The sequence below is a fragment of the Geobacillus sp. DSP4a genome (assembly GCF_013096875.1).
Lineage (GTDB): Bacteria > Bacillota > Bacilli > Bacillales > Anoxybacillaceae > Geobacillus > Geobacillus thermophilus.
This window is the reverse complement of sequence record NZ_SDLD01000122.1, coordinates 1-1,246: the sequence shown is the minus strand read 5'-3', so window position 1 is coordinate 1,246 and position 1,246 is coordinate 1. Positions and strand designations below refer to the sequence as shown.

At 36.0% G+C, this 1,246-nt stretch carries 2 protein-coding genes; both read left to right on the top strand.

Going from position 1 to position 1,246, the window contains the following annotated elements; all coding sequences use genetic code 11:
• Nucleotides 1–195 precede the first annotated feature (195 nt).
• The gene (locus ETC02_RS16580; protein ID WP_216367874.1) at nt 196–864 is read left to right on the top strand and encodes an SDR family NAD(P)-dependent oxidoreductase; all 669 of its coding nucleotides are present in this window, start codon (nt 196–198) and stop codon (nt 862–864) included.
• Nucleotides 861–1,067, top strand: coding sequence for a hypothetical protein (locus tag ETC02_RS16575; RefSeq protein WP_171698441.1), 207 nt, complete (start codon nt 861–863; stop codon nt 1,065–1,067). Before ETC02_RS16580 ends, ETC02_RS16575 begins: the two co-directional genes overlap by 4 nt.
• Nucleotides 1,068–1,246 lie beyond the last annotated feature (179 nt).

Here is a 1,246-nt window from a genome sequence, read left to right as displayed (position 1 = left end):
AAGGCATCGACAATATGAATGAGATGCTTGATGACCGGTTTGGAAAGCTGCAGCGTCAACCCCAGCGTGAAGAAAAACTTGTGGATTCCTTGGTGATGTGCTAATCTATTCATGAGACATGAACCTCCTTGTGGATAGTTGGTGGTACATCTATTCTAACCAAGGAATCGGGTTCATGTCTCCTTTTTTGTTTAGTTGTCAATTTATGTCAGTGAATTTGCTCATCTACAGTATATTGTGTTTCCTTTGATAAGAAATAATACTGCACTTCAAAGAATTAGGGAAGAGTTTAGTGAAAGATGTTATCCAATTGAAGGAGATGTTGGCTTAGATTCGTGTAAAAAAAATATAGAATTAACTATTAAAAAATATACAAATAAGATTGACATACTAATTAACAATGCGGGAATTCCAGGGGGTGAGTACCAAATAGACAAGGTAAATACCAGTGAGGTATATGATTTATTCAATATTCACTGCTTAGGTATTATACGAACCGTTCAAGCTACTCTTCCTTTTCTTTTTAATTCCTCAAATCCAAGAATAATCAATGTTTCTTCCAGACTCGGTTCTTTATCAAAGATGGCTTCTGGCGAGTTTAAAGATAGACACTTTTCTTACTCATATCGAATAGCAAAAGCTGCTCAAAATATGCTGTCAATATGTTTACACAATGAACTAAATAGTAAAGGCATTCATGTAAGTGTGATTCATCCAGGTCGATTAAAAACGGATTCTGGTTCATCAGATGCAGATATGGAAGCATTTGAAGCAGCTGAGTTAATTTTCAGGTGGATACAGACATTAAATAAAGAAAATTCTTGTCAATATGTCCAACCATTTTTTAAGGAATTAAAATGGTGATATTCACCAAAAGATTAATAGGAGCATTACTTCAAAAAGCAGGAAGTAATGCTTTTTTTGTTGAAGTAAAGGACAGCATTAAGAGAGACTATCAAGCAGAAAACCTTGAAATGATTAATCTTATTCTGGAGGTAATGAAAATGAGTAAAGTCAAAGTTTATCATTACGATGCAGTAACTATTCACCCCAGTGCTAGTGTATAAAAAAGCCCAGCACAAATAGGGCATTTCGGTCATAGAAAATGCCCTAGGTAGCGGAAAGAACTCGATCGATCGTTTCGCCTGCCAACAGAAGACATAACGAATCCCACACGTTTTTTTCGTGTTTCGTCAGTGTGGAAACGATGCTTCTTGCGATGCAAAACGACTGCGCGAATGTTTCT